3 protein-coding genes are annotated in these 6127 nt (G+C 74.8%); 2 read left to right on the top strand and 1 reads right to left on the bottom strand.

Features of this window, described 5'->3' with window-relative positions; genetic code table 11:
* Positions 1-122: 122 nt before the first annotated feature.
* Positions 123-1670, bottom strand: coding sequence for a DUF2079 domain-containing protein (locus AB0O29_RS05105; RefSeq protein WP_365146268.1), 1548 nt, complete (start codon positions 1668-1670; stop codon positions 123-125).
* 254 nt (positions 1671-1924) lie between these two features.
* On the opposite strand from AB0O29_RS05105, the gene mfd reads away from it, so the two are divergent.
* Complete coding sequence (mfd, locus tag AB0O29_RS05100; protein WP_365146265.1) at positions 1925-5470, top strand: transcription-repair coupling factor; 3546 nt, start codon at positions 1925-1927, stop codon at positions 5468-5470.
* 83 nt (positions 5471-5553) lie between these two features.
* Positions 5554-6123, top strand: coding sequence for a GNAT family N-acetyltransferase (locus tag AB0O29_RS05095; protein ID WP_365146262.1), 570 nt, complete (start codon positions 5554-5556; stop codon positions 6121-6123).
* The last annotated feature ends 4 nt before the right edge of the window (positions 6124-6127 follow it).

The following is a 6127-nucleotide window of genomic DNA, read 5'->3' as shown; positions in this document are numbered from 1 at the left end:
GTCCGGAAGGACGGCCCGGGGCCGGCGGCGTCGCGTCGCGTCGTGGCGGGGGCGCGGCGGGTGCGCAGTGGGCCCGGCCCGGGGGTGCCGTACCCGGGTGCGGGACGGGCCGGGGGTGCCCGCTACAGCCGCCGCTCCAGCAGGACCGTCCCGTACGCCTCGCCCACCACGGCGAACCGCGACCCCGGATGCAGCCGCCCCGCGTACCGGAGGGGGTCCCCGGCCCAGCCGGAGGCGTTGTCGAAGACCAGGTAGGCCGGGCGCTCCCGCCCCGCGCCGCCGATCCAGAACACCCGGCAGCGCGAGGTCAGCCGGGTCAGCGCCGGGTAGTCGGCCTCCACCGACACCCCGTCCGGGATCCGCGCCAGCAGCCGCTCCACGGCGGTGACCCGCGCGGGCACCTCGTACGCGGACCGCTCCCCGAGCCGGGCCACCGGCAGGACGGTCGCGCTCAGCGCGAGCGCGGCGGCGAGCACGGCGCCGGGCAGCTGGTGGGCGTACGAGCGCAGCCACGGCCGGGGGCCGCGCCGGACGGTGTCGAGGGAGTCGGCCAGCGCGAGCGCGGCGACCGGCATCAGGACGGCGCTGTAGTGGAAGTCCGTGGACCAGTAGTTCGGGTCGGCGGCGGTGAACCGCCAGCCCAGCGTCGGCAGGGCCACCCACAGCAGCGGGGAGCGCAGGGCCAGCAGTCCGCTGGTGGGGACGAGCACCCAGGCCAGGGTGGTGAGCTTGGTGCCGAGGCCGTGCAGGGCGTCGCCGGGGCCGCCGGCCTTCTGCCAGTAGGTGTAGCCGTCGGTGGCGAAGGCGGGGATCACCACCGTGAACACGAGTGCGGCCACCGCCGCCCCGGCCACGGCCACGCCGAGGGCCAGCCGCGCCGCCCGCCGGTCGGTGCGCCGGGCCCGCCAGGCGACGACGAGCGCCAGCGCCGCCAGCGTGAGCCCCTGGTCCTCCTTGACCAGGAGCAGCGGCAGCCCCCAGGCCAGCGCCGCCCGCCAGCGGCGCGCCAGCAGGGCCTCCAGGGCGAAGGCGATCAGCGGTACGGCGAAGCAGATCTCGTGGAAGTCGAACTCGACGGCCCGCTGGATCCCCCAGGACAGCCCGTACGCCGCCCCGAGCGCGAGCCCCCGCGCCTGGCCGAGGAGCCGCACCGAGGCCCGGGTGACGGGCAGGGCCGACAGCGCGAACAGCGCCGCCTGCACCACCAGGAGGGTGACCGGGCCCGGGAAGATCCGGTAGAGCGGGGCGATCAGGGCGATGACGGGGCTGAAGTGGTCGCCGAGGACGTTGTAGCCCGGGCCCTTCAGGTCCACGACGGGTACCCGCAGGTGGGCGTAGGCGCGGACGGCCTGCTCGAAGATCCCCAGGTCGTAGGAGGCGTCCTCCATCCGCAGGTGACGGGTCACCGAGACGGCGGCGTACACGGCGAACAGCACGGCGGTCAGCGCGTACGGGGCCCGGGGCCGGGCCCACGCGGCGGCCCGGGCCCGCCGGCCCGCGCGCGCCTCGGCGGCGGCGGGCACGGTGGGTGCGGCGGGAACGGTGGGCACGGTGGGTGCGGCGGGCTCCGCCGGGGACGCGGGTGCGGGCACGGGCGCGGGCGCGGCGGGTCCGGCCGGCGCCGTGCGGGGCGCGGCCGTGCCGTCGGGCGGGCTTCCGGAGGGGGACATCCGGACAGATTGTCATCCCGGTCCGGAAGCGCTGCTTCCACCCCCAGGCCGCCGCCCGGGCCGCCCCCGGGCCGCCCCCAGCCGCCGCCGGACCCGCGGCGCACCCGTACCCGGCCCGCCGCGGCCCGTACGCGGCCCGAATCCCGCGCGCGGGTGACACACCCGCGGCATAGGGTGGGAACCCCCGGCCCGTTCACGTGTCGGGTGCTTCGCGTTGCCCCGCCCGCCCCTCCACCGGATGGAAAGCCGCCTTCATGAGCCTGACCGGACTGCTCGACGCCGTCACCCGGGACCCCGCCCTGGCCGAGGCGGTCACCGCGGCCGTGGACGGCAACCGCATGCACGTGGACCTCGTCGGCCCGCCCGCCGCCCGCCCCTTCGCGATCGCCGCGCTGGCCCGCCGCACCGGGCGGACCGTCCTCGCGGTGACCGCCACCGGCCGGGAGGCGGAGGACCTCGCCGCCGCGCTGCGCTCGATGATGCCGCCGGGCCGCCAGGACACGGTGGTGGACTACCCGTCCTGGGAGACCCTGCCGCACGAGCGCCTCAGCCCGCGCAGCGACACCGTCGGCCGCCGCATCGCCGTGCTGCGCCGGCTCGCGCACCCCAGCGCGGACGACCCGGCCGCCGGACCCGTCTCGGTGGTCGTGGCCCCCGTCCGCTCCGTGCTCCAGCCGCAGGTCAAGGGGCTCGGCGACCTGGTGCCGGTGAGCCTGCGCCAGGGGCAGACGGCCGACCTGGGCGCCGTCACCGAGGCCCTGGCGGCGGCCGCGTACGCGCGCGTCGAGCTGGTGGAGAAGCGCGGCGAGTTCGCCGTGCGCGGCGGCATCCTCGACGTGTTCCCGCCCACCGAGGAGCACCCGCTGCGCGTGGAGTTCTGGGGCGACGACGTCGAGGAGATCCGCTACTTCAAGGTCGCCGACCAGCGCTCCCTGGAGGTCGCCGAGCACGGCCTGTGGGCCCCGCCCTGCCGTGAGCTGCTGCTGACCGACGAGGTGCGCGAGCGTGCCGCCGCCCTCGCCGAGGCCCACCCCGAGCTCGGCGAACTGCTGCACAAGATCGCCGAGGGGATCGCGGTCGAGGGCATGGAGTCCCTCGCACCGGTCCTCGTCGACGACATGGAGCTGCTCCTCGACGTCATGCCGGCGGGTTCCATGGCCGTGGTCTGCGACCCCGAGCGGGTCCGCACCCGGGCCGCCGACCTGGTGGCGACCAGCCAGGAGTTCCTGATGGCCTCCTGGGCGGCCACCGCCGGCGGCGGCCAGGCCCCCATCGACGTCGGCGCGGCCTCGCTGCGCGGTATCGCGGACGTCCGCGACCACGCCCGTGAGCTGGGCATGATGTGGTGGTCGGTGTCCCCGTTCGCCGCCGACGACTCCGACCTGGCGGGCGGCGACGTACTCAAGCTCGGCATGCACGCCCCCGAGGCCTACCGGGGCGACACCGCCCGCGCGCTCGCCGACACCAAGGGCTGGATCGCCGACGGCTGGCACACCGTCTACCTCACCGAGGGCCACGGCCCGGCCGCCCGGACCGTCGAGGTGCTCGGCGGCGAGGGCATCGCCGCCCGCCTGGAGGCCGACCTGGGCGCCCTGGAGCCCTCGATCGTCCACGTCTCCTGCGGCTCCCTCGACACCGGCTTCGTCGACCCGGCGCTGAAGCTGGCCGTCCTCACCGAGACCGACCTGACCGGCCAGCGCACCGCCACCAAGGACCTCGGCCGGATGCCCACCCGGCGCCGCAAGTCCATCGACCCCCTCACCCTGGAGGTCGGCGACTACATCGTGCACGAGCAGCACGGCGTGGGCCGCTACATCGAGATGGTGCAGCGCACCGTGCAGGGCGCCACCCGCGAGTACCTCCTCGTCGAGTACGCGCCCGCCAAGCGCGGCCAGCCCGGCGACCGGCTGTACATCCCCACCGACCAGCTGGAGCAGGTCACCAAGTACGTCGGCGGCGAGGCCCCGACCCTGCACCGGCTCGGCGGCGCCGACTGGACGAAGACCAAGGCGAAGGCCAAGAAGGCCGTCAAGGAGATCGCCGCCGACCTGATCAAGCTGTACAGCGCGCGCATGGCGGCCCCCGGCCACACCTTCGGCCCCGACACCCCCTGGCAGCGCGAGCTGGAGGACGCCTTCCCGTACGCGGAGACCCCCGACCAGCTCACCACCATCGCCGAGGTCAAGGAGGACATGGAGAAGTCGGTCCCCATGGACCGTCTGATCTGCGGCGACGTCGGCTACGGCAAGACCGAGATCGCGGTGCGGGCCGCGTTCAAGGCGGTCCAGGACGGCAAGCAGGTCGCGGTCCTCGTCCCGACGACCCTCCTCGTCCAGCAGCACTTCGGCACCTTCTCCGAGCGCTACGGCCAGTTCCCCGTCAACGTGAAGGCGCTGTCGCGCTTCCAGTCCGACACCGAGTCCAAGGCCACCCTGGAGGGCCTCAAGGAGGGCTCGGTCGACGTGGTCATCGGCACCCACCGCCTCTTCTCGCAGGAGACGAAGTTCAAGGACCTGGGCCTGGTCATCGTCGACGAGGAGCAGCGGTTCGGCGTCGAGCACAAGGAGCAGCTGAAGAAGCTCCGCGCCAACGTCGACGTCCTGACCATGTCGGCGACGCCGATCCCGCGCACCCTGGAGATGGCGGTGACCGGCATCCGCGAGATGTCGACGATCACCACCCCGCCGGAGGAGCGCCACCCGGTGCTCACCTTCGTCGGCCCGTACGAGGAGAAGCAGATCGGCGCGGCCATCCGGCGCGAGCTGCTGCGCGAGGGCCAGTGCTTCTACATCCACAACCGGGTCGAGTCCATCGACCGGGCGGCCGCGAAGCTGCGCGAGATCGTCCCGGAGGCGCGGATCGCCACCGCCCACGGGCAGATGTCCGAACAGGCCCTGGAACAGGTGGTCGTGGACTTCTGGGAGAAGAAGTTCGACGTCCTCGTCTCCACGACGATCGTCGAGTCGGGCATCGACATCTCCAACGCCAACACCCTGATCGTGGAGCGCGGCGACAACTTCGGCCTCTCCCAGCTGCACCAGCTGCGCGGCCGCGTCGGCCGCGGCCGCGAACGCGGGTACGCGTACTTCCTCTACCCGCCGGAGAAGCCGCTCACGGAGACCGCGCACGAGCGGCTGGCCACCATCGCCCAGCACACCGAGATGGGCGCCGGCATGTACGTGGCCATGAAGGACCTGGAGATCCGCGGCGCGGGCAACCTGCTCGGCGGCGAGCAGTCCGGCCACATCGCGGGCGTCGGCTTCGACCTGTACATCCGGATGGTCGGCGAGGCGGTCGCGGACTACCGGGCCGCGGTCGAGGGCGGGGCGGAGGAGGAGCCGCCGCTGGAGGTGAAGATCGAGCTGCCGGTCGACGCGCACGTCCCGCACGACTACGCGCCCGGCGAGCGGCTGCGCCTGCAGGCCTACCGGGCGATCGCCTCGGCGACCTCGGAGGCCGACATCAAGGCGGTCCGCGAGGAACTCACCGACCGCTACGGCAAGCTGCCGGAGCCGGTGGAGAACCTGCTGCTGGTGGCGGGCCTGCGGATGCTGGCCCGGGCCTGCGGGGTCGGGGACATCACCCTCCAGGGCCCCAACATCCGCTTCGGCCCGGTGGAACTGCGCGAATCGCAGGAGCTGCGCCTCAAGCGCCTCTACCCGGGGACGGTCCTCAAGCCGGCCACCTCCCAGGTCCTGGTCCCGCGCCCGAAGACGGCCCGCGTCGGCGGCAAGCCGCTGGTCGGCCGGGAACTCCTGGCCTGGACGGGCGAGTTCCTGACCACGGTCCTCGGCTCGTAACCCCTGACCGGCCCGACGCCGCCCAAGGCCCCGCCCGCGCACCCGGCGCGGGCGGGGCCCTCGGCGGTGCCTAACATCGCCGGATGACCGTTCCCGGCCTCACCCTCCGCGTCCCGTCCCCGGCGGGCCTCCCCGCGCTGCTCCTGCGGCCCTGGCGGGAGGAGGACGTGCCGGCGCTGGTGGAGGCGTGCCGGGACCCCGCCATGCGGCGGTGGATCCACCAGCGCGCCGACGACGCGGACGAGGGCCTGCGGTGGCTGGAGGAGCAGCGGCGGGGCTGGGCCTCGGGCGTGCGCTTCGCCTTCGCGGTACTGGAGGAGGAGGCCCCCGCGTCCCGGCGGCTGGTCGGCAACGCGGTCCTCAAGCGGCCCCGGCCGGACGCCCCGTCGGCCGAGGTCGGCTACTGGACCACCGCCCACGCCCGCGGCCGCGGAGTGGCCCCCCGGGCCCTGGAGGCCCTCACGGCCTGGGCGTTCGACACCTTCGCCGACGCGGGCCTGGAACGCCTGGACCTCCTGCACCAGAGGGGCAACGAGGCCTCCTGCCGGGTGGCCGAGAAGTCCGGCTACCCCCTCCACACCACCCTCCCGGCCTCCCCGCCCCACCACCCCGACCCGGGCCACGTCCACGTCCGGCGGGCCGCCCGTTCCTGAACCG

The sequence above is a fragment of the Streptomyces sp. NPDC089915 genome, from assembly GCF_040684675.1.
GTDB lineage: Bacteria > Actinomycetota > Actinomycetes > Streptomycetales > Streptomycetaceae > Streptomyces.
This window is presented reverse-complemented; position numbering and strand designations above follow the sequence as displayed.

What these genes read in the sequence shown, in the direction of transcription:
- AB0O29_RS05105 (WP_365146268.1), bottom strand. Translation starts at nt 1,670, where the DNA reads ATGTCCCCCTCCGGAAGCCCGCCCGACGGCACGGCCGCGCCCCGCACG.
- mfd (WP_365146265.1), top strand. Translation starts at nt 1,925, where the DNA reads ATGAGCCTGACCGGACTGCTCGACGCCGTCACCCGGGACCCCGCCCTG.
- AB0O29_RS05095 (WP_365146262.1), top strand. Translation starts at nt 5,554, where the DNA reads ATGACCGTTCCCGGCCTCACCCTCCGCGTCCCGTCCCCGGCGGGCCTC.